This window comes from Salmonella sp. 32070601201500089SM, from assembly GCF_017573605.1.
Lineage (GTDB): Bacteria > Pseudomonadota > Gammaproteobacteria > Enterobacterales > Enterobacteriaceae > Salmonella > Salmonella enterica.
Map to the genome: position 1 here is coordinate 520956 of NZ_JAGETK010000001.1, position 20662 is coordinate 541617.

At 49.3% G+C, this 20662-nt stretch carries 17 protein-coding genes and 1 other RNA gene; 6 read left to right on the forward strand and 12 right to left on the reverse strand.

Annotated elements, in window-relative coordinates:
• Positions 1 to 28: 28 nt before the first annotated feature.
• Together J4728_RS02565 and J4728_RS02570 are read right to left on the reverse strand one after the other, a co-directional pair.
• Entirely contained in the window at positions 29 to 964 is a 936-nt protein-coding gene (locus J4728_RS02565; protein ID WP_001015885.1) for an electron transfer flavoprotein subunit alpha, read from the reverse strand.
• A gap of 21 nt (positions 965 to 985) precedes the next feature.
• Positions 986 to 1750, reverse strand: coding sequence for an electron transfer flavoprotein (locus tag J4728_RS02570; protein ID WP_000692101.1), 765 nt, complete (start codon positions 1748 to 1750; stop codon positions 986 to 988).
• A gap of 462 nt (positions 1751 to 2212) precedes the next feature.
• Between J4728_RS02570 and J4728_RS02575 the strand changes: the two genes are divergently transcribed.
• A complete protein-coding gene (locus tag J4728_RS02575; RefSeq protein WP_000284832.1) occupies positions 2213 to 3103 on the forward strand; it encodes an AraC family transcriptional regulator in 891 nt (296 codons plus the stop codon).
• Positions 3104 to 3178: 75 nt separating this feature from the next.
• Here J4728_RS02575 and J4728_RS02580 read toward each other — a convergent pair whose 3' ends face one another.
• From J4728_RS02580 to ydiK, 9 genes are all read right to left on the reverse strand, one after another.
• The gene (locus tag J4728_RS02580) at positions 3179 to 4330 is read right to left on the reverse strand and encodes an acyl-CoA dehydrogenase (protein WP_000347819.1); all 1152 of its coding nucleotides are present in this window, start codon (positions 4328 to 4330) and stop codon (positions 3179 to 3181) included.
• 13 nt (positions 4331 to 4343) lie between these two features.
• Entirely contained in the window at positions 4344 to 5939 is a 1596-nt protein-coding gene (locus J4728_RS02585; protein WP_000700599.1) for an acyl CoA:acetate/3-ketoacid CoA transferase, read from the reverse strand.
• Positions 5940 to 6092: 153 nt separating this feature from the next.
• Complete coding sequence (gene aroD, locus J4728_RS02590) at positions 6093 to 6851, reverse strand: type I 3-dehydroquinate dehydratase (RefSeq protein ID WP_208211069.1); 759 nt, start codon at positions 6849 to 6851, stop codon at positions 6093 to 6095.
• Between the two features lie 44 nt (positions 6852 to 6895).
• Positions 6896 to 7762, reverse strand: coding sequence for a quinate/shikimate dehydrogenase (gene ydiB, locus J4728_RS02595; RefSeq protein WP_000383488.1), 867 nt, complete (start codon positions 7760 to 7762; stop codon positions 6896 to 6898).
• 66 nt (positions 7763 to 7828) lie between these two features.
• The gene (locus tag J4728_RS02600) at positions 7829 to 8986 is read right to left on the reverse strand and encodes an MFS transporter (protein ID WP_001588906.1); all 1158 of its coding nucleotides are present in this window, start codon (positions 8984 to 8986) and stop codon (positions 7829 to 7831) included.
• Between the two features lie 441 nt (positions 8987 to 9427).
• Positions 9428 to 10639 (reverse strand): MFS transporter, encoded by a 1212-nt coding sequence (locus J4728_RS02605; protein ID WP_000797670.1) that lies wholly within the window; start codon positions 10637 to 10639, stop codon positions 9428 to 9430.
• A gap of 140 nt (positions 10640 to 10779) precedes the next feature.
• Positions 10780 to 11139, reverse strand: coding sequence for a YdiL family protein (locus J4728_RS02610; RefSeq protein WP_000980459.1), 360 nt, complete (start codon positions 11137 to 11139; stop codon positions 10780 to 10782).
• 167 nt (positions 11140 to 11306) lie between these two features.
• Positions 11307 to 11414: antisense sRNA RprA (rprA, locus tag J4728_RS02615), an RNA gene on the reverse strand.
• A 182-nt stretch (positions 11415 to 11596) separates the two neighbouring features.
• On the reverse strand, positions 11597 to 12715 hold the full coding sequence (gene ydiK, locus J4728_RS02620; protein WP_000248615.1) for an AI-2E family transporter YdiK: 1119 nt from the start codon (positions 12713 to 12715) through the stop codon (positions 11597 to 11599).
• 264 nt (positions 12716 to 12979) lie between these two features.
• Between ydiK and J4728_RS02625 the strand changes: the two genes are divergently transcribed.
• The 3 genes from J4728_RS02625 to J4728_RS02635 all read left to right on the forward strand — a co-directional run bounded on the left by J4728_RS02625 (position 12980) and on the right by J4728_RS02635 (position 16730).
• Positions 12980 to 16036 carry an FAD-binding and (Fe-S)-binding domain-containing protein gene (locus J4728_RS02625; RefSeq protein WP_000612907.1) on the forward strand — a complete coding sequence of 1019 codons (3057 nt, stop codon included), beginning with the start codon at positions 12980 to 12982 and terminating at the stop codon, positions 16034 to 16036.
• Complete coding sequence (menI, locus tag J4728_RS02630) at positions 16033 to 16443, forward strand: 1,4-dihydroxy-2-naphthoyl-CoA hydrolase (protein WP_208211071.1); 411 nt, start codon at positions 16033 to 16035, stop codon at positions 16441 to 16443. Before J4728_RS02625 ends, menI begins: the two co-directional genes overlap by 4 nt.
• Positions 16444 to 16541: 98 nt before the next feature.
• A complete protein-coding gene (locus J4728_RS02635) occupies positions 16542 to 16730 on the forward strand; it encodes a YdiH family protein (protein WP_001537749.1) in 189 nt (62 codons plus the stop codon).
• Between the two features lie 287 nt (positions 16731 to 17017).
• On the opposite strand, the gene J4728_RS02640 is transcribed toward J4728_RS02635, so the two are convergent.
• Positions 17018 to 18364: an L-cystine transporter gene (locus tag J4728_RS02640; RefSeq protein WP_000261873.1), complete on the reverse strand. Its 1347-nt coding sequence runs from the start codon at positions 18362 to 18364 to the stop codon at positions 17018 to 17020.
• 426 nt (positions 18365 to 18790) lie between these two features.
• On the opposite strand from J4728_RS02640, the gene sufA reads away from it, so the two are divergent.
• Both sufA and sufB read left to right on the forward strand, forming a co-directional pair.
• Positions 18791 to 19159 (forward strand): Fe-S cluster assembly scaffold SufA, encoded by a 369-nt coding sequence (gene sufA / locus J4728_RS02645; RefSeq protein ID WP_000418970.1) that lies wholly within the window; start codon positions 18791 to 18793, stop codon positions 19157 to 19159.
• 8 nt (positions 19160 to 19167) lie between these two features.
• Positions 19168 to 20655 (forward strand): Fe-S cluster assembly protein SufB, encoded by a 1488-nt coding sequence (sufB, locus tag J4728_RS02650; protein WP_000089376.1) that lies wholly within the window; start codon positions 19168 to 19170, stop codon positions 20653 to 20655.
• Positions 20656 to 20662: the final 7 nt, after the last annotated feature.

A 20662-nucleotide genomic window follows, 5' to 3' on the forward strand; every position in this document is an offset into this window, starting at 1 on the left:
CGACGGGAGATGTGCGTTGAAAAAGGAATTAGCGGCTTAACTGGTCGATGAGGGCAGGAACAACCTTATAGATATCGCCCACCAGGCCATAATCGGCATAATTGAAAATGGGCGCGTTTTTATCTTTGTTAATTGCGACAATAATTTTTGCGCCGTTTCCACCCACCATATGTTGAATTTGGCCGGAAATGCCCAGCGTCAGATAGAGATCGGATTTCAACAGAACGCCGGATACGCCAATATAACGCTCACGTTCCATCCAGTTTTCACCTTCCGCAATGGGGCGGGAACAGCCCACTTCTGCGCCGAGGACGGTCGCCAGTTTATGCACCATATCCAGATCGCTTTGCGCCGCCAGACCTCGTCCTACGCCGATGACCCGTTTGGCTTTGCTCAAATCGACGCTGCTTAACGATTTCGCGCGCCGCTGCTGGCACAATACCTCGTGGCGTGGGGCAATATATGCCAGCGTGGTCTGCGGGCAAGTATGACCGGGGAGAGGGGCGGCGGGTTCCAGCACGCCGGGTGCCAGCGTAATAATCGCCTGCGGGCTGTTTAATTTCTCTTTGCCGAAAGCAAGTCCGCCGTACATGCGATGCTCTGCGTGTAGCGTCCCGTCGAGGAGGTCAATAGACGTCGCGTCGTTCACCATCATGGCGTCAAGCTGGATGCTCAGCCGGGCGCCCAGCGCTTTACAGCGCTTGGTCGCCGCCATGAGCAGCAGCCCATTTTGGTCGCCTAATAATGAGGCCAGCGTTTCGGCATAGTTTTCCACGCGCTGCAAATCCGTATGCGATTCAAGAACGACTATCTCATCAGCGCCAAGCGCTTTCACGTAGTCGATCTCCGTGTTTCCTTGCACGATGGCGTAAACTTTTTCTCCCCACTGCCGCGCGCCGGTCATTAATTCGGCATAACGCTCTACGTTATCGCTAAATACCCATACGTTAGCTAAATGATTCATGATAATTTTTCTCCGTTGGGTTTAGTTCAGGGATTTTTTCAAATGGTCGGCCAGTGCGGTAATGGCTTCCGGCGAATCGTTATCGAGAATGATATGCTTGCGTTCTGTCTGCGGCGGTACCGAGATGGCGACCAGTTCCGCCAGTGGCGTGGTTGGGGTCCAGTGGATATCGCTCGCCAGCCACGACGTAACGGCTTTTTTCCCGGCGCCGAGAATGGCTTTCATTGACGGGATGCGTGGAACGTTAATATCTGAGGTCACGCAAAGCACCGCGGGCAGCGTGAGCTCGATAATTTCAACGTCTTCTTCCAGTGTGCGTTCAACGATGATTTTGTCGCCGTCGCGTTGAATATGGCTTACTGCGTTGATGACGGGGAGTTTCAGGAGTTCGCCAGTCAGCAGGCCCACCTGTTGGGCATAAATATCGCCGGAGCCCTCTCCAAAGAGCAACAGGTCAAAGCCGATTTTCTCCGCCGCGGATGCTAGCGCCAGCGCGGTTTCTTTGGGCAGGGCGTGCTCCAGTTGCGCATCCTGAACCATGAAAAGCGCATCTGGCCCGCGGGATAACACATCTTTGCGGACTTTTGAATTTTGTAACAGAGAGCCGCCGACGGTGAGCGCGGCGATCTCGTCGCCACCGCCAGCTAACTGCGCGGCGGCCTCAATTGCATTTAAATCAAACTGGCTGATTTTGGCCTCGGCACGATCAAAATTGAGCGAATGCTCCGGGGTCACGGTAATGTCCTGTTCTTCAGGCACCAACTTAAAGCAGGTTATTATTTTCATTGCATCTCCAGTGAGTCGCGTGCGGATAAGTAACGTAAATCTGACTGAAAATAGTCTGCGGCAGTCTGAAGAGGTTTACGATGGGTCAATCTGTTTTCCTTGCCAACAATCTTGCACAAAAAATCTGCGAACAGAGAATCGTTAGCAACCATCTGAAAAGGGCGTCATAAAAATATAAATACGGTAGTGAGAATAATAAGTGCGAAGCATATCATCATTTTTTAACATGAAACGTGCGATGTTGTTTCTGTGAGGTTAAAAGAAAACATCAAAGATATGTCGGCTATGTATTTTTGTCTGATAATACGCTATCGACAGGTAATCTGAGCTGTCTGCAAAAGAACATAATATCTTGCATTCGGAACGAATAATCTTGTTTTGCTGGTAATCTCCACGGTTGTACAACACTGACGCTCGCTTTATTTTATCCTGGTTATCTTTTTAAACCTGACAGAGGTTATTATGTATCAGCGCTGTTTTGACTCCGCCGCGGAGACGATTTTTGAACAGGACAAGACCCCTCGATTTTCACGTTTTGTCATTAGCGATGATCCAAACTGGGAGTCTGGCCATCATATGCATGATAATGAAACAGAGCTTATTTACGTCAAAAAAGGGATAGCCAGGCTAATTATTGACTCTTCACTCTACGTCGCGCATGCGGACGATATTGTCGTCGTTGAGCGGGGGCGGCTACACGCTGTAGCATCCGACAGCAATTCGCCGGCTACCACCTATACCTGTGCGCTGTATGGGTTTTGTTTTCCAGGTTGGGAAGAAAACCAACTATTGCAGAGTCATTCCTGTCCGGTGGTTTCCGTGGTTCAGGGAAAAGAGGTCATTAAAAGTATCTTTAATGAATTAAGCGTGTTACTTCCGCAGGGGAAAAACGTATTGGCTTCCTCTGTATACGATGCATTTGCTTACACTCTGACCGCACTTTACTATGAAAATTTTAAAAATGCCTATCGTTCTGAACAAGGCTACATTAAAAAAGATGTATTAATTAAGGATGTGCTTGTTTATCTCAATAATAATTATCGTGAAAAAATCACGCTTGACCAGCTATCGAAAAAATTTCGTGCCAGCGTCAGTTATATATGCCATGAATTTGCCAAAGAATATCATATATCCCCTATCAACTATGTTATTCAACGACGTATGACCGAGGCCAAGTTTGCGCTGACAAACACTGAGTCGCCACTGGCAGAAATTTCATGGCGGGTAGGATATGAAAATGTGGACCATTTTGCCAAATTGTTTATGCGGCATGTAGGATGTTCTCCCAACGATTATCGTAAGCAATTTAAAAATAGTCTGGTTGAGCAGGCGTATTTGCTGCCAAATACCTGACGGCGAAATATATCTGATTTATTCGGCCTGATGCCGTAAAGCAGTCAGGCCGAATAAGACGTTCCGGTACGATCCTTACTTGTTCTGATAGTCTTTCAGAATCTGGCGTCCTGCCACATAGATCATAATTTCATCCGTGCCGCCACCGATACGTTCGCAGCGAACATCGCGCCAGAAGCGGGAGACACGGGCTTCGTCAGTATAACCAAGCCCACCCATAATCTGAATCGCATCGTCAATCACTTCCATCGCTGTGCGTGCGCAGTACAGCTTAGCCAGCGCGGCGCTGGTACGCAGTGACTCTTCCCGATCGGCCTGCCAGGCGACTTTCAACACCATATTGCGCATGTTTTCGATTTTGATGGCCATTAACGCCAGCTTTTCCTGGATCATCTGGTTATGGCCGATGGGTTTACCAAAGGCGATACGCTGGTTGGCGTAACGGGCGGCATCTTCAAATGCGCATTCGGCGAAACCTGTACTGCGCGCCGCATTAATCAAACGCTCCATCTCAAAATTGTACATGACATTGAGGAAACCCATGCCTTCTTCACCGACCCGGTCGCTTTCGTCCACCTCGACATTATCGAGATAAACTTCGCATGTACTCAACATGTGCCAGCCAATTTTGTGCAGCGGATTAATCTTTATGCCCGGTTTATTTGAGTCCACCCACCAAAGCGTGAACGCTTTTTTAGGATCTTTTGGCTCCGTATCGCGCGCCAGAACCAGCATGTAAGGATATTCTTTTGCACCGGTGATAAATGTTTTTTGGCCGTTAAGATAAACCTTGCCGTTTTTACGCGTCCAGGTTGTTGTGGCGCTATTATTATCAGAGCCCGCGCCAGGTTCTGTTAAGGCTAGCGCATATGCTGGATCGCCGGTGGCCAGAGTACTTTCTGCTGTTTTACGCAGTTGTTCTGCGGAACCAAAACGGCGCATGCTGTGAATGCATTGGCCGTTGGTAATCAAAAAGGCCGGAGCGCCGCATTTTGAGATTTCCATCAGCGCCAGCATTTGCGTTACATAGTCAGCCGGAATGCCGCCGAATTCTTCCGGGACGCCCAGCATCGAAATACCGTTTTCCGCCAGCGCCTGCATAAATTCTTTGGGATAGGTGCCCGTTTGATCGCAGGTACGGAAATACTCTTCCGGAAAATTGCTGGTGATTAACTCGCGAATACTGGCCAGTAATAGTTCTTGTTCTTCAGTTAATGAAAAATCCATATTTGTACTCCTTTTAATGTGTTGCGTCAGGAAGCGTGAATCCCATAGTGCTATCGGTAAATAATCTTGTGTCCATCAGTTTTAAATCTGGTGAGATAACCGGTGAAAAATCCATCTTGTCAAGAATATCCCGTTGCAGATCGACGCCAGGCGCAATTTCAATTAAATGCAGGCCATCTTGTTTGAGAGTGAAAACCGCACGTTCAGTGATGTAACGCACATCTAACCCGCGCTCAAGCGCAATTTTTCCACTGAACGTAATTTCCGGCAGTTCGCTGACGAATTTTTTCACGCGACCTTCCTGCAGGATATTTAATTTGCCATCGGTAATTTCAGTTTTTAAACTTCCGGCCGTCAGGGTTCCGCAGAAAATAATTTTTTGCGACGTTGCGCTAATATCGATAAACCCGCCGGTGCCCATAATTTTGCCGTTGAATTTATGTACACCGACATTACCGTGTTGATCCACTTCGGCAAAACTTAAATAGCAGACATCGAGCCCACCGCCGTGATAAAAATCAAATTGTGAGGTCATATCGAGGATCGCGCGGGTATTGACATTGGCGCCGAAGGCCACACCCTGAGAGGTAATACCGCCCACCGGGCCAGTTTCTACGGTCAGCACGAAGTCATCGGCGCAGCCTTCCTCGCGAGCGACCAGACCAATGCCGTCGGCAATGCCTACGCCCACATTGCCTACCGCGCCTTTACGCATTTCAAACAGCGCGCGTCGGGCTACCAGCTTGCGCTGATTAAGGGGCAGGGTAAGCTGGGTACTATCATCAAGAGTAAAATCCCCGGAGATAAATCGGTTCACCGGCGCGCCGCCATAGAGTTGCGTCTGGTCGGCGTCGACAACCACAATATCCACCAGATAGCCGGGAATACGCACGGATTTTGGATGCAGCGTGGCTTTTTTTACCATTTTCTGCACCTGCATCATTACAATACCGCCATTATTGTGAACGGCCTGGGCGATCACCAGCGCATCAAGATACATCACCTCATCTTCAAATGATGCATAGCCTTCGCTGTCGCAGGTGGTGGCGCGGATAAAAGCCACATTAGGCGCTATCGCTTTATAATAGAGATATTCTTTATTATCGATCTCTACCAGCTTAATGAGATCTTCTTTAGTCACGTCGTTTAATTTTCCGCCCTGTTGGCGAGGGTCGACAAAGGTACCAATACCGATATCGCTCAGAATACCCGGCTGGTGTGCGGCGCTGGCGCGCAGCGTCTGGGTTAATACGCCTTGTGGGTAGTTATAGGCGGCGATTTTATTTTGTTCAGCCAGTTCAGAAATACGGGGAGATTGCCCCCAATGTCCGCATAGCGCCCATTTTACCAGCCCCTCCTGCGCCAGCGGGCTGATGCCGCGATCGGCGCGGTCACCTAATCCGGTAGGGCTAATAATAGATAAATCTCGTGGTGACTGGGTTGTTTGATATTTATCTGCCAGTGCGGTAATTAATGTTGTCGCTTCGAGAATACCGCCGCCTGCGCCCAGAATACATAAAGTGGCCTCATCTGGAATATAATTTACTGCTTCTTGTGCAGAGAGCACGGGAACGCGGCCATTAATGCGTGATGGCTTATTGATTTTCATATTTACTCCACTATTATCCCTGAAAGCAATATCGATATAACCGTGTTAAGGTAATAAAGACAGCGGCTTTCAATGAATATGGAACATATTCATGTCAGATAACTATTTATTTTATTGTGGCAGAAAGAGAATATTCCGCCACACGATAAAGTATTACGCCTGGTGCAATATAGTTAATACGGTACGCAGATCGGCTACCGATATTTGTCCCGGCGCAGATGCTTTTTTCACCGCGCCAAACGTTGCCGCAGAACCGAACACTTCGCCGGCAAGACGAGATATTACCCCGGTTTTCGACATCGACATGGTAATAATCGGACGATCCGCATAGCGCTCCTGCATTTCTACAGTGGCGGTAAGTAAGGTCAGGACATCGGCTTTAGTCTGTGGCATGACGGCGATCTTCGGAATATCGGCGCCCAGTTCCTGCATTTTACGCAGACGCTGAACAATCTCTTCCGCTGCGGGCGTTTTATGAAAATCATGGTTAGACATGATCACCGCAACATTGTGTTGATGAGCATAGCCGACGGTGGCTTTCACCTCATCGTCGCCGGTAAAAAGCTCAAGATCGATCATATCGACCAGACCGCTGTCAACCGCTGCATGATTCAGAGCGATATACTGTTCGGTGGTTAGTGCCTGTTCGCCGCCTTCTTTCGCGCTGCGGAAGGTAAATAGCAAGGGTTTATCGGTGATAATCTCCCGGATGGCGCCGGCGGCCTCAAGTACGCTTTCCGCCGTTGTCACGTTGGCAAAATGGTCAACGCGCCACTCCAGAATATCGAAATCCGCTTCACGGTAGGCGAGTGCTTCCGATTTCACATCGGTAATGGTTTTTCCCATTAGCGACACAATGATCTTTGGCGCGCCTTCGCCAACCACGAGATCTCTTACAGTTACGGTTTTCATTTGGTACCCTTCATTGTCATTCGTCGCAATTATAATTTTACCGGTCAGGCTGTGAATCCCATCACCTGCTTCACATAGTCCAATGGAAATGCTTTTCCTGTCCACAGTTCAAACTGTTCGGCTCCTTGCCATAACAACATGCCGTAACCATCAATTGTTTTGCAACCAGCTTGTTGCGCCTGCTGCAATAACTTTGTCATATGCGGATTATAAACACATTCGGTGACCAGCAATTCAGGGCGGAGCAGGGAAACATCGCCGATCAGGGATTCGTTCTCCAATGGTTTCATGCCAACTTTGGTGCCGTTCGTCAGAATATCTGCGCTGGCAAGCGCTTCAGTAAAAGCGTGCTGATCGGCAAGATCGGTGACGGTAACGACGCAATCGGTGTTTTCATTCACCCGCTTCGCAAAGGCAACCGCTTTTTCGAAAAAGTCATCTTTACGGTTAAACAGTTTAATTTCCTTAATGCCTTCAATGGCTGCCTGGGCGCCAATGGCGGTAGCCGCGCCTCCCGCGCCGAGCAGCACCATGGTTTTTCCCCGAATATCGAAACCGCTTTCTTTAATTGCCCGAATATGGCCCGTACCATCCGTGTTGTAGCCGCGTAGATAGCCGTCATCGTTAACAATGGTGTTGATAGCGCCAACCAGTTTTGCTGCTGGCGTTAATTCATCGACATACTCACACGCGAGCTGTTTGTTTGGCATGGAGACGCCCGTACCGCGCATTTTTAATGCTTTCAGTCCTTCAATGGCGCTGGCAAACGTCGTGTTATCCACTTCGAAAGCCATATAGGTATACGGTAGCCCCGCTTTTTCTAACGCTTTGTTTTGCATTTCGGGCGATAAGCTATGACGGATAGGATACGCCATAAGACCAATTAATTCATATTTTGCGGTAACATCCATTTTATACTCCTTAATAAGTGGACAGTGCAGAGCAGGGCGCATGCCTGTTGCGCATAGTTAACATTTTTACTGGAAATAACGCTCGCCAAATCGGACATCGTTTTGCGGGATCTTAAATACGCGATAATAGCGAATAAATACAATAATGGCGGTGATAAATGTCAGTAGTGCAAAGGCAAAATCTAACAAAATGATATATTGCAGGCCAATAGTAGAGAGATAACCGGTAATCAGTGGGATAAGAAAGTTAGCTACGCCCCCCATCATCATATATATACTGGTGACTTTAGCTTTACTCTTAGGGAAAAATTCCGACATTACCGATACGCCTAATTGTAAAATACCTCCAGCAGCGGAAAAACCAATCACGAAGGCGCCAGCATTACAGATCAGTGGAGAGGGATACAGGTAAATTGCCGCAGCGGTGAGTGTCGCCAGCCCGGCATTGAAAACATTGGCCCAGATGGGGCGAACCATTTTTTTCAGCAATGCGGCAAAAATAAACACGCAAACCAACGATCCCATACTGTAATAAGAGATGGTTTTCAGCGCGTCGGATTCCGCCATTCCGGCGAAGGCCATCGCATATTTAGGCATCCAGACCACAATCACATAGAAGGTTGAGAACGCGGCGACGCCAAATAAAACGGAAGCTACGCCTTCCAGCCAGACGAGGGGAGTACTGTTCATCTGGGGTAATTCTTTCGCAATACTGGCATCGACAAGTTGGCTGGGAAAACGGCTTTTCAACAGCATCAACGTGATGAGGACGAAAAGGATACCGGGGATTACCACCGCGTAGCCGTACCAGATATGGTTGACTAACAAGGCGCTGACGATAAGGGGATAAATCATTTGCCCAAAAGAGACCATCGCTTTAACCAGAATAACTGCCGAGCCCGATGCTTTGGGAAAACACTCCATTAATGCAGGGTATCCGCCGGTATCCAGCGCGGAGTTCGCCACGCCGACACACACCGCTAATATGAAAGCGATCATCAGGTTAGGACTGGCGGGAATACCGAAGAAAAACAGCATATATAGTACGGCGCCAAGCAGTATTATTGCCCGACGGCCAAATTTATCGGACAGTACGCCAAAGAATAAAATACTGACCAGACGGCCAAGACCAATGCCAGAGATTAAATAGGCGATACCGGCACTATCCGTGGAGAATTTCTGTGCAAGGGAGGTCATGTTCTGGGCTAGTGTAATAACACTCATGCCGTGGAGAAATTAACTAAAATAAATGCAGATAACAGCCAGCAAATATGGCATGTTGCGAGCCTTGTTCTGAGACATTTGTTCACAGCTCCTTGCTGATGGTTTGATTCAATGTCCTGCTTATTACTGCTTTACTACATGCAGCGATTGTTCAGTAACACTATAAGTCGGTATTGTCGTTATATGTACATAACATGGCGTTTAAAATGCCAGGTTTATTGCATTGATAGCATTTTATTTGTTAGCCGGGAAATATAAAAATTGCTGCGAATTTGTTGTTTAACACATATAACTCGTGATGCTCATCGCAATTTTTCTGATAAGTGTGAAGATAATGAATAATAATTAACACGAAAATTACATTTTTTGTTTCCCGGTGATAATGGCTAACGTTTTATTTTGCATAGCAAGGCAATAATATTGCAACTGGCACGCTAACATTTATTGTGCAGTTGACGCTGCTACAGCGTGATGTTGTGATTCAGCCCGACTTCGGTAACCGATGAACAGCGCGAGGAGAAATCCCGCTGCGGCGATACCGGTATCAAACCACATAATATGTGCAATGCTCATTTCTGAAATCCGCGCTGTGATCAACGGAATAGTGAACGTCGCGATACTGCCGGCGCTGTAATAAATGCCGGTCGCTTTACCTTTCTCCTGTGGAAAACGGGCCGCCATCAGCGTCAGGCCGATTTGTACTACGCCACCGGCGGAAGAGAATCCAATGACGAATGCGAAGATCATAACAACATAGGCCTGAGGATGCAGGCAGACCGTCAGAAGCGCAATAAAAGAGATAAAGGTATAAAACATCAATAATGTGGTAGAGCGAATTGTTTTTCTGACCAGCGGGGCAGTAATAAAAACGCACAGTAGCGATCCGCAGGTATAAATACTTAACAGTTTGATGGATTGGGTATACGACATTCCTGCGACGAACTGTCCATACTGCGCCAGCCACTGGCTGATAAGATAAAAGGTTGCCATCGAGATATAGCCATAAAGGGTGTAGCTGATAAGATCGATGAGGGAGCAATGATGTACGCCTGTGACAGGCGCTTGCGAGATTTTGGGCTTCAATATCCGACCAGGATAGGGTGGAAAAGGACAGCGTAATAAAAACAGAGCATTAATAAGCATGATCGCCCCGGCAAGCAGGAAGGACCAGCCAAACCACATATTAGCCCAGACTAATAAACTGATAATAATGGGCAACAAGAATTGCCCGCCAGAGACAAATGCTTTGATCAGAATATTTGCCGTACTGGGGGAGCGAGGGAAGGCTTCCATCAAACTGGGATAGGTACCTGCATCTAAAAAACTGTTGGCCATACCCGCTAAAAAGCCACAGGCATAAGCGACAAAAATCGTCTGAGCATAAAGAATGCCAATGAAAAAAATCAGGTAACAGGCGGTCCCCAGAATGATAAAAGGACGGCGACCAAAGCGATCGGAAAGCATACCGGCGATTAACAAAACGCTTAGCCGGCCAATACCAAGCGAAGAGATCACAATAGATACGCCTGCGGCACTGGTATGCCATTGCTGTTCAAGCGATGACATGTTCAGGCTCATCAGGATAACCCCCATGCCATGTACAAAGTAATTAAAATACAACCCTACAGCGGTAGGGAAATAACGATTTTTCATATTATCTGACTCAGAGATGCCGCCTGAACATTACAGTGGTATACACAGGCAGGAAGCATATTGGATAGGGTGACAAGTCAATGTCGTGATTGTGTGGTTTTCTATCCGGTATCAATACGATGCGGCGATAAAGTTTACGTCTAACACAGCCGCTCCAGATCATGTGCGAAAAGTTCGGCAGCAACAGATTGATAAATTTTCCACTCGATAAAATCCCCCTCTGTATAAATGGACTGAAAAGAAGATAAATCAGGGAAGTAACGCATTGTATTATTGCCGATGCGGTTATTTATTTTGTCAACAATGGCGTTAATTCGTCGCTGTCTCCTGGCTTTCATTTCCTTTAACCTGGCAATGATTTCTGGAGAGATGGGAGTGTCGCCAGCTTCCCATCGTTGCCAGGTTGTCGAATTATTATCCTGGGTGATATAGATTGTGCATTCTTCAATCGTCATATCAAAAATACGCCGTAGTGCTTGTAGTTCTAACGCGTTCATCATTTTTTAGGCTTTTATATGAAAAAAGTGATGCTATAAATAGCACCACCGACACCGTTTCGACTTGAACAGAATCACACTATTTTGTGCAATATTATTTGTTCGTTGCAGATATCGCGGTGTTGAAGGAAAACGGGAGCTGGCTTATGTAACAATGCGGCGAAAAAAGTTAAAAAAAAAGCCCATCGTAGGAGACGGGCAAAGACTACACACAGCAATTCGTTGTTTCACTCAGGGGATTTCCATGCTTATAAATCAATGTGTTGATTTATAACCGTGTGCTAATAGTAGGCATGAGCACTTTTTGCGTCGATCAGATTCGTCTCAATAGTTTAAAAACTGTAACGGATTTGCGACAGAAATGAGATGCGGCGGGGAACAGACGGGCGAATCAAAATGGAGTGTGCGTTGAATTGATAAACGTCGCTAAAGCATCGGGCGGCGATGCCGCCCGACGGGATTATGACTGCTTGTTGGCTTCCTCGATATCATCCAACTCTTCAAGGATCTCCTCTGGTTCATTCGTCGGCGCCGGAACTTCATGTACCCATGCGGAGAACAAACGCCAGGTCACGGCCAGAAGCACCGGTCCAATAAACAGACCAATCATACCGAATGCAATCAGGCCGCCGATTACCCCGGAAAGGATCAGAAGCAGCGGTAAATCGGCGCCCATGCGGATGAGTACCGGGCGAATCACGTTATCCAGAGTGCCGACGACGGCGCTCCAAACCAGCAGCACGGTGCCCCAGGTGGTGTCGCCTGTCCAGTAAAGCCAGATAATGGCTGGAATCAATACCGGCAACGGCCCCAACTGAACCAGACACGAAAGGATCATCACTACCGTCAACAGGGTAGCGTAAGGCACGCCGGAAATCGCCAGACCGACGCCGCCAAGTACCGCCTGTACCAGCGCGGTGACCACCACGCCAAGCGCCACGGCGCGAATCGCCTGGGCAGCCAGCAGAACCGCCGCATCGCCGCGTTTAGCCGCGAGACGACAGGCAAAATGACGTATTCCCATCGCCACTTGTTCGCCGCGCCAGTAAAGCAGGGCGCTAAACAACAGCATCAGGGCGCAGTGCATCATAAAGCGTCCGATATGCGCCGCCTGACCGACAAACCAGGTCGTGGTTGTGCCGATATAAGGCCGCACTTTCGCCATAATAGCGCTACCGCCCATATCCAGCAGGCTATGCCATCCGGCATACAGTTTGGCGCCAACTAACGGAATATTATTTAACCATGCCAGATCGGGTAGCGTCATATCGCCGCCGGTCACTGCATGGATGAGCGGGCCGCTACCGTCGACAATGCTGTTCACCAGCAAGGCGACGGGAATAACGAAGAGCAGCACTAACAGCAGCGTCATGACCAGTACGGCAAGCGAGCGGCGTCCCCACAATATTTTTTGTAATTTCAGCAAAACGGGCCAGGTCGCGATAACAATCGTACCTGCCCATGCAAACCCCAAAATAAAAGGCTGTACTATCCACAAACAGGCCACAATCATGATGGCTAAAAACAGCACCGATAGCAGCACTTGCGCAATATCCCTGGGCTGACGAACATTTACCATAAATACTTTTCACCTTTGTCTTTGCGCCAGAACGTTGGCGCGACGTGAACATGCAAACCACACCCTATAATGATGAGCAATTTCAGCGGTTTTTAACAGGCCGATTCTGCATGTAATTCTGTTGGGCGCACAGGAAAAAAATGTGATACAACAAATAACGCAACACGCAAACGATTAAGCATCCCTTCCTGTGCGTAGACCGCTCGCGCTCGCCGGGTTGGGCGCCACCGTTCACAACATAGACCGCAGGAAAAGGTCAATATAATGATTCCACAAATTTCTCAGGCACCCGGCGTCGTTCAGCTGGTGCTCAATTTTTTGCAGGCGCTGGAGCAGCAAGGGTTTACGGGCGATACGGCAACCAGCTATGCCGACCGTCTGACAATGTCGACCGATAACAGTATCTACCAGCTTCTTCCCGATGCTGTTGTGTTTCCCCGTTCTACGGCGGATGTCGCGCTTCTTGCCCGTCTGGCGGCGGAGCCGCGCTTTACGTCGCTGATATTTACCCCTCGAGGCGGCGGTACTGGCACGAATGGCCAGGCGCTAAACCAGGGCATTATTGTTGATATGTCCCGCTATATGAACCGCATTATTGAAATTAATCCTGAAGAGGGATGGGTGCGGGTAGAGGCGGGGGTGATAAAAGATCAGCTTAATCAGGCGTTAAAGCCGTATGGCTATTTTTTTGCGCCGGAACTTTCCACCAGTAATCGCGCCACGCTTGGCGGTATGATTAATACCGATGCCTCTGGTCAGGGTTCGCTGGTCTATGGGAAAACGTCAGATCACGTCTTAGGCATACGGGCCGTATTGTTGGGGGGCGATATCCTTGACACGCAATCGATGCCCGTAGAGCTTGCCCGGACGCTGGGTGAAAACACGACGATGCCAGGCCGCATCTATCAGACCGTCTATCAGTCCTGCCTGGAAAACCGTCAACTTATCCTCGATAGCTTTCCAAAGCTCAATCGTTTCCTGACAGGCTACGATTTACGCCACGTCTTTAACGATGACATGACCCGCTTCGATCTTACCCGCATCTTAACGGGGTCGGAAGGGACGCTGGCGTTTATTACTGAAGCCCGGCTGGATATTACCCCGATACCCAAAGTCCGCCGTCTGGTAAATGTAAAATACGACTCCTTTGATTCCGCGCTGCGTAACGCCCCTTTTATGGTTGATGCGCGCGCCTTATCCGTCGAGACGGTCGATTCCAAAGTCCTTAACCTCGCGCGGGAAGATATTGTCTGGCACTCCGTTAGCGAATTGATTACCGATGTGCCGGATAAAGAGATGCTTGGCCTGAATATCGTGGAATTTGCGGGTGACGATGAAGCGCTTATTGACGGACAGGTCGAGGCGCTGTGCCACCGGCTGGATGGCCTGATGGCACGTGCGGAAGCGGGCGTGATCGGCTGGCAACTTTGTACCGATTTGACGGGTATTGAGCGTATTTACGCGATGCGTAAAAAAGCGGTAGGGCTGCTGGGTAATGCGAAAGGCGCTGCCAAACCGATTCCTTTCGCGGAAGATACCTGCGTGCCGCCTGAACATCTGGCCGATTACATCGCCGAATTTCGCGCTCTGCTGGATGGTCATGGCTTAAGTTACGGCATGTTCGGCCACGTGGATGCCGGGGTGCTGCATGTGCGTCCGGCGCTGGATATGTGCGATCCGCAGCAGGAACTGTTGATGAAACAGATCTCCGATGAGGTCGTCGCGCTGACCGCCAGATACGGTGGGCTGTTGTGGGGCGAGCATGGAAAAGGTTTCCGTGCGGAATACAGCCCAGCCTTTTTCGGCGAAGTCCTGTATGGCGAGCTGCGCAAAATAAAAGCGGCTTTTGATCCGCATAATCGACTTAACCCGGGTAAAATCTGTCCGCCGCAAGGGATAGAGGCGCCGATGATGAAGGTGGATGCGGTAAAACGCGGCACCTGGGATCGGCAAATCCCGCTGGCGGTACGGCAGACCTGGCGCGGCGCTATGGAGTGTAATGGTAACGGCCTGTGCTTTAATTTCGATGCGAAAAGCCCGATGTGCCCGTCGATGAAAATTAGCCTTAACCGGATCCACTCGCCGAAAGGGCGGGCGACGCTGGTACGGGAATGGCTCCGTCTATTGGCCGATCGCGGCGTCGATCCGCTGAAGCTGGAAAAGGAGTTGCCGGAAAAACGCGCCAGCTTACGCACGCTGATTGCCCGCACCCGGAATAGTTGGCACAAACGCAAAGGCGAGTATGACTTTTCCCATGAAGTTAAAGAGGCCATGTCCGGCTGTCTGGCGTGTAAAGCCTGTACGACCCAGTGTCCGATTAAAATCGATGTTCCGGAGTTTCGTTCACGTTTCTTACAGCTTTACCATACGCGTTATCTGCGTCCGGTACGCGATCATCTGGTGGCGACGGTCGAGACCTACGCGCCGCTGATGGCGCGTGCGCCAAAGACCTTTAACTTTTTTATTAACCAACCGATGGTTCGCAATCTGGCGAAAAAACATATCGGTATGGTGGATTTACCTCTGCTTTCTGCCCCTTCATTGCAACAGCAACTGGTGGGCCATCCGTCTGCCAATATGACGCTTGAGCAACTGGAGCGCATGAGCGCCGAGCAAAAAGCGAAAACGGTACTGGTGGTTCAGGACCCGTTTACCAGCTACTACGACGCTCGGGTCGTAGCGGACTTTATCCGCCTGGCGGAAAAACTGGGCAGGAGGCCGGTATTGTTACCGTTCTCGCCGAATGGTAAGGCGCAGCATATTAAAGGTTTTCTTAATCGCTTTGCGAAAACGGCGAAAAAAACCTCTGAGTTCCTTAATCGGATCGCCGCGTTGGGGATGCCGATGGTGGGTGTCGATCCGGCACTGGTTCTGTGTTATCGCGACGAATACAAACTGGCGCTGGGCGAACAGCGCGGCGATTTTCATGTGTTGCTGGTGAATGAATGGTTGGCGCAGGAAATAAATGCAAGACTGTCCGTCGAGGTGAGCGGCGAACCGTGGTACTTTTTTGGTCATTGTACGGAAGTCACGGCTTTACCCGGCGCGCCTGCGCAGTGGGCCGCCATCTTTGCCCATTTTGGCGCGAAGCTGGAAAATGTCAGCGTAGGCTGCTGCGGTATGGCGGGCACTTATGGACATGAACTCACCAATCATAAAAATTCGCTGGGAATTTATGAGCTATCCTGGCATCAGGCGATGCAACGTCTACCGCGAAACCGTTGCCTGGCAACCGGCTATTCCTGCCGAAGCCAGGTTAAACGCATTGAAGGTACGGGCGTGCGTCACCCGTTGCAGGCATTACTGGAGATTATAGGTTGATCTGGAAACGTGAAGTGACCCTCGATGCGCTTAATGCGATGGGGGAAGGGAATATGGTTGGCCTGCTTGATATCCGCTTTGAGCGTATTGGGGACGATACGCTGGAAGCGACAATGCCCGTCGATCATCGCACCAAACAGCCGTTCGGCTTGCTGCATGGCGGAGCGTCTGTGGTGCTGGCGGAAAGTATCGGCTCGGTCGCAGGCTATCTGTGTACGCAGGGGGAGCAAAAGGTGGTGGGGCTGGAGGTGAATGCCAACCATGTACGGTCGGCGCGTCAGGGGCGCGTACGAGGCGTCTGTAAAGCGTTGCATACCGGGGCTCGCCATCAGGTCTGGCAGATAGAGATCTTTGATGAACAGGGATGTCTGTGCTGTTCTTCGCGTCTTACTACGGCGATTGTGTGACGTTGTCACCATAAAAGTGTGATGCATATTGCTTTTGGTCAAAATGTGCGCAGAAAAAGGTGATATACTGTGCACGTTTACACATAAGCGAGGATGATATGTCTACTGATTTAGACCCGACCCAACTGGCGATTGAATTTTTACGCCGTGATAAAACCGAACTTTCTCCCGCGCAGTATTTGAAGCGTTTAAAACAGCTGGAGTTAGAGTTTGCCGATCTCCTCACCCTCTCTGCAACCGAACTGAAAGAAGAGATCTATTTCGCCTGGCGGTTGGGCGTGCATTAATAAAGTCTGTGTAGGCCGGATAAGGCGTTAGCCGCCATCCGGCTATGTTACCAGGCAATCTCACCAGACACTGTCCCCAGATAATAGATAGCCCCCTTGATTTTGTTTAAAAAAAATACAGATCGCCATTTGTGCTAAAAAGGCGCGCGTTCTTTATGAGATTATTCTTATGCCCCTTCAAGAGCTAAGCCATTAAGAGTGCCGGAGATAAGCGCCGGATGGGGCCGGAACCCTTAAGCCTGTATTGAACAGACTTAAGGGTTTTTCTTTTCCGGGCGCGTAAAAAACTAAGGTCTGTCAATAACCGCTGGCATGTCGTCAGCCGTATGATTATTCAAAATACGGTTAGCCAGCACACCTGACATCATCGATCCGTTAACGTTCAGTGCCGTGCGGGCCATATCAACGATAGGTTCGATGGCAATAAAAATACCGACCAGCGCAACGGGAAAATTCAACGTCGACAGGACAATCAGCGCCGCGAACGTACCACCGCCGCCGACGCCGGCTACGCCAATAGACCCTAGCGCAATGGCAGGCAACATCGCGGCCAGAAAATGCAGCGAGAGCGGATCAATGCCGATGGTGGGCGCAATCATCGCTACCATAATAGCCGGATAAATCCCGGCGCAGCCATTTTGCCCCATACTGGAGCCAAACGAGGCGGAAATATTGGCAATGGTGCTTTGTACGCCAAATTTTTCCTGGGCGGAAATGGCCAGCGGGATAGAGGCTGCGCTGCTGCGGGAAACAAACGCAAAGGTTAAGACGGGCCACACCATTCTGAAATAACGCGCTGGATTATTACCGCTGAGGATCAGCAAGATGGCATGCACGATAAACATCATAAAAATCGCGATGTAACAGGCACCGATAAAACCAAGTAAGCTGGCGAATTGTTCAAAGTGGTATGATGAAAATACGGTAGTCATTAATGCCATGACGCCATAGGGCGTTAATGCAATAACGATACGTACCATCTTCATGACCCATATCTGAATAGCGTTAATGCCTGCGCTTAATTTCTGACCTTCTTCCGGCGCCTCTTTTTTGACCTTTAACAGAGCGATCCCCGCTATTAGCGTGAAGATAACGATGCCGATAACGGAAACACTTCTGGCTCCCGTAAGATCAAGAAAAATATTAGTCGGGATCAGCGATGTCACTAACTGGGGAATCGACACCGCGGCAGTCTTATTGACTTCTTCTGTAGTTAACATTGACGGCATGTGCACAAAAGCGCTGGCGTCAAGCCCCAGCACATGAGCGGTCAGTAATCCGATAAAACCGGCAACCATCACCAGGCATAACATGCATCCGACGATCGTCAGCGACATTTTTCCGATGCCGGCACTATTTTCCAGTTTATTGATGGCGGAAAGAATAGAAATAAAAATTAGCGGTATAGCGACCAGTTTTAGCAGGTGGACGTAACCATTGCCGACGATGCTGTACCATTCGATAATAGTTTTAGTGTGATTTGCTGAAATAAAATGTAGGGATAAACCAATAACAGCCCCTAAAAAGATAGCGATAAAAACGCTTTTCGACAGGGAATCGCTTTTTTGATTAATTCTCAAGATGACCCACGAGAAAACCAAAAAAAGTACGATATACGCGAGCGTAACAACCATATTTTAAGCCTCTTGCCTCATTCAGCACCTGAAATGCCGGAAAGAGTTTACATAAACCTATAGCTCAAACTGAGTTATAGAACCGCAGCGGATTATAAAGAGCGCAACGCCAGGTATCCATACAAAAAATGGGGTTCTGACCTCGCCGCCCGGCAATGTCGACAGCCTATTAATTAAATAGTCATTTTCTATACATCTTTTCGTTTTTGACCTGTCAGAACGGTTAATATCTTATAAACCATTACTTATCAAAAAGTTAAGTTGTTTTTTGTCTGTCGTATGACCTGGCGGACAGGGTCTATGCTTAATAAAAGGCGCTCAATATGACCATTTGTTGGAAAGCCCCTGCGGTTAAGGGGTTGAAGTGATAATCATTATCACTAACATGCTGTTATATCCTGGTGATTTAGAACGCGAGGTAACTCTATGGAATTGCATTCAGACACGTTTAACCCGGAGGACTTCCCCTGGCAAGGGCTGACGCTAACGCCAGCGGCGGCAGCGCACATACGTGAGCTGGCAGAAAAGCAGCCGGGCATGTTGGGCGTGCGGTTAAGCGTAAAACAGACGGGATGTGCCGGATTTGGCTATGTTCTGGATACCGTTCGGGAGCCGGATAAAGACGATCTGGTTTTTGAAGCCGAAGGCGCAAAGCTTTTCGCACCGTTACAGGCGATGCCTTTTATTGACGGAACAGAAGTGGATTACGTACAGGAAGGGCTGAACCAGTTATTTAAATTTCATAACCCCAAAGCCCAGAATGAATGCGGCTGCGGCGAAAGTTTTGGGGTATAGGCGGTACTATGTCTCGTAACACTGAAGCAACGGAAGAGGTCGGCATCTGGACAGGCGGACGCCTTAATTACAAAGAAGGATTTTTCACGCAACTACCCACTGATGAACTGGCAAAAGGCATTAGCGAAGAGGTGGTGCGCGCGATTTCCGCAAAGCGTAACGAACCTGAGTGGATGCTGGAATTTCGTCTCAATGCCTATAGAGCCTGGCTGGACATGGATGAACCGCACTGGCTGAAAGCGCACTACGATAAACTGAACTATCAGGACTACAGCTATTACTCTGCGCCATCATGCGGAAACTGCGACGATAACTGCGTTTCCCAGCCGGGAGCCGTACAGCAAACGGGCGCGAATACCTTTTTGAGTAAAGAGGTTGAAGACGCCTTCGAGCAACTTGGCGTTCCAGTTCGCGAAGGGAAAAAGGTCGCCGTCGATGCGATTTTTGACTCGGTCTCCGTAGCGACCACATACCGTGAAAAACTGGCGGAACAGGGCATTATTTTCTGTTCTTTTGGCGAAGCGATACACGATCACCCTGACCTGGTCAGGAAATATCTTGGCACCGTCGTGCCGGGGAACGATAACTTTTTTGCCGCGCTGAATGCGGCAGTCGCTTCCGATGGGACATTTATCTATGTTCCCAAAGGCGTGCGTTGCCCAATGGAGTTATCCACCTATTTTCGCATTAACGCCGAGAAAACCGGTCAGTTTGAGCGCACGATTCTGGTGGCGGATGAAGGCAGCTATGTGAGTTATATCGAAGGCTGCTCCGCGCCCGTACGCGACAGTTATCAGCTCCACGCCGCGGTAGTGGAAGTCATCATCCATAAAGATGCTGAAGTAAAATATTCCACCGTACAAAACTGGTTCCCGGGCGACAACAACACGGGCGGCATTCTGAACTTTGTGACCAAGCGGGCGTTGTGCGAAGGGGAAAACAGCAAGATGTCGTGGACCCAGTCGGAAACCGGTTCGGCGATTACCTGGAAATACCCGAGCTGTATCCTGCGCGGTGATAATTCTATCGGCGAGTTCTATTCCGTTGCGCTGACCAGTGGACATCAGCAGGCTGACACCGGCACCAAAATGATCCATATCGGTAAAAACACGCGCTCAACCATTATCTCAAAAGGCATTTCCGCCGGCCACAGCCAGAACAGCTACCGTGGGCTGGTAAAAATTATGCCGACGGCAACCAACGCCCGAAATTTCACCCAATGCGACTCCATGTTGATTGGCGCGGACTGCGGCGCGCATACGTTCCCGTATGTTGAATGCCGCAATAACAGCGCGCAGCTGGAGCACGAAGCGACAACATCACGCATCGGTGAAGATCAGCTTTTCTATTGTTTGCAACGCGGTATCAGCGAAGAAGACGCTATTTCGATGATCGTCAACGGTTTCTGTAAAGACGTTTTCTCGGAACTGCCGCTGGAGTTCGCCGTTGAAGCGCAAAAACTGCTGGCGATTAGCCTTGAGCACAGCGTCGGTTAATGATGAA

Coding starts and splice junctions, on each gene's coding strand:
- ydiB (WP_000383488.1), bottom strand. CDS start 7,762: ATGGATGTTACCGCAAAATATGAATTAATTGGTCTTATGGCGTATCCT.
- aroD (WP_208211069.1), bottom strand. CDS start 6,851: ATGAAAACCGTAACTGTAAGAGATCTCGTGGTTGGCGAAGGCGCGCCA.
- J4728_RS02585 (WP_000700599.1), bottom strand. CDS start 5,939: ATGAAAATCAATAAGCCATCACGCATTAATGGCCGCGTTCCCGTGCTC.
- J4728_RS02635 (WP_001537749.1), top strand. CDS start 16,542: ATGTCTACTGATTTAGACCCGACCCAACTGGCGATTGAATTTTTACGC.
- J4728_RS02565 (WP_001015885.1), bottom strand. CDS start 964: ATGAATCATTTAGCTAACGTATGGGTATTTAGCGATAACGTAGAGCGT.
- J4728_RS02600 (WP_001588906.1), bottom strand. CDS start 8,986: ATGAGTGTTATTACACTAGCCCAGAACATGACCTCCCTTGCACAGAAA.
- J4728_RS02640 (WP_000261873.1), bottom strand. CDS start 18,364: ATGGTTGTTACGCTCGCGTATATCGTACTTTTTTTGGTTTTCTCGTGG.
- J4728_RS02610 (WP_000980459.1), bottom strand. CDS start 11,139: ATGATGAACGCGTTAGAACTACAAGCACTACGGCGTATTTTTGATATG.
- sufA (WP_000418970.1), top strand. CDS start 18,791: ATGGAATTGCATTCAGACACGTTTAACCCGGAGGACTTCCCCTGGCAA.
- J4728_RS02580 (WP_000347819.1), bottom strand. CDS start 4,330: ATGGATTTTTCATTAACTGAAGAACAAGAACTATTACTGGCCAGTATT.
- J4728_RS02605 (WP_000797670.1), bottom strand. CDS start 10,639: ATGAAAAATCGTTATTTCCCTACCGCTGTAGGGTTGTATTTTAATTAC.
- ydiK (WP_000248615.1), bottom strand. CDS start 12,715: ATGGTAAATGTTCGTCAGCCCAGGGATATTGCGCAAGTGCTGCTATCG.
- J4728_RS02625 (WP_000612907.1), top strand. CDS start 12,980: ATGATTCCACAAATTTCTCAGGCACCCGGCGTCGTTCAGCTGGTGCTC.
- sufB (WP_000089376.1), top strand. CDS start 19,168: ATGTCTCGTAACACTGAAGCAACGGAAGAGGTCGGCATCTGGACAGGC.
- J4728_RS02575 (WP_000284832.1), top strand. CDS start 2,213: ATGTATCAGCGCTGTTTTGACTCCGCCGCGGAGACGATTTTTGAACAG.
- J4728_RS02570 (WP_000692101.1), bottom strand. CDS start 1,750: ATGAAAATAATAACCTGCTTTAAGTTGGTGCCTGAAGAACAGGACATT.